We start from the raw sequence: 956 nt of genomic DNA, 5'->3' as shown, positions 1-956 counted from the left end.
CGCTATGTATTCACGCAGCGATACTAGCTTATGCTAGTGGGTTTCCCCATTCGGAAATCGTAGACTCAAGTGGCTTTTACTGCCTAATCTACGCTTATCGCAAGTTAATACGTCCTTCATCGCCTCTGACTGCCAAGGCATCCACCGTGTACGCTTAGTCACTTAACCATACAACCCGAAGAAGTTTCGTGTTGATGACAAGTCACCAAGGTTTAGTGTCTCTCTTTATTGAATGAGCGAGAGACATTTCGATTTTGCCGGACTCAATTTTGAAAACTTACCGCAGTAAGCTTTCCCAAGAACACTTGAATGTGTTTGGTATCAATACGTAAACGTATTGATATTGAGAACTTTTATTTGATAACAACAAATCACGTTGTTATCAGTCAGCTTTCCAAATTGTTAAAGAGCGAGTGTTATTCCCAAAGGAATGAATCACTTTCTAATGACTTTCAGCGTCAAACAAACCAACCAGTTCAATTACTTAATCTGGTTTGGAAGTGTGCATCCAAAAATCCTTAGAGAGTGGTGGGCGATACCGGGCTCGAACCAGTGACCCCCTGCTTGTAAGGCAGGTGCTCTCCCAACTGAGCTAATCGCCCACATTGTTTTCTTACCTAAAGTAAGCATTTCCGCGGTAGGAAATGGTGGGTCGTGCAGGATTCGAACCTGCGACCAATTGATTAAAAGTCAACTGCTCTACCAACTGAGCTAACGACCCATGGTATCCCGTAGGGGAGTCGAACCCCTGTTACCGCCGTGAAAGGGCGGTGTCCTAGGCCTCTAGACGAACGGGACACTAAGTGGCGAATGTTTGGGAACATTCTTTCTCTAAAACTGTATAAACCATCAATCTGTGTGGACACTCATCAGAGTAATCATCGTATAAGGAGGTGATCCAGCGCCAGGTTCCCCTAGCGCTACCTTGTTACGACTTCACCCCAGTCATGAACCAC

The 956-nt window shown here is 45.1% G+C and carries 3 tRNA genes and 2 rRNA genes; all 5 read right to left on the bottom strand.

Annotation, left to right across the window (positions count from 1 at the left end):
- A 23S ribosomal RNA gene (locus EYW48_RS21285) occupies positions 1-168 on the bottom strand; the annotation flags it as partial.
- Between the two features lie 358 nt (positions 169-526).
- A tRNA-Val gene (locus tag EYW48_RS21280) sits at positions 527-602 on the bottom strand.
- A 43-nt stretch (positions 603-645) separates the two neighbouring features.
- A tRNA-Lys gene (locus tag EYW48_RS21275) sits at positions 646-721 on the bottom strand.
- 1 nt (position 722) lies between these two features.
- A tRNA-Glu gene (locus EYW48_RS21270) sits at positions 723-798 on the bottom strand.
- An 88-nt stretch (positions 799-886) separates the two neighbouring features.
- A 16S ribosomal RNA gene (locus EYW48_RS21265) occupies positions 887-956 on the bottom strand; the annotation flags it as partial.

The organism is Vibrio sp. 1180_3, from assembly GCF_029478545.1.
In the GTDB taxonomy this organism is placed as follows: domain Bacteria; phylum Pseudomonadota; class Gammaproteobacteria; order Enterobacterales; family Vibrionaceae; genus Vibrio; species Vibrio aestuarianus.
The sequence above is the reverse complement of the archived record's forward strand: the minus strand, read 5'-3'. Positions and strand labels throughout refer to the sequence as shown.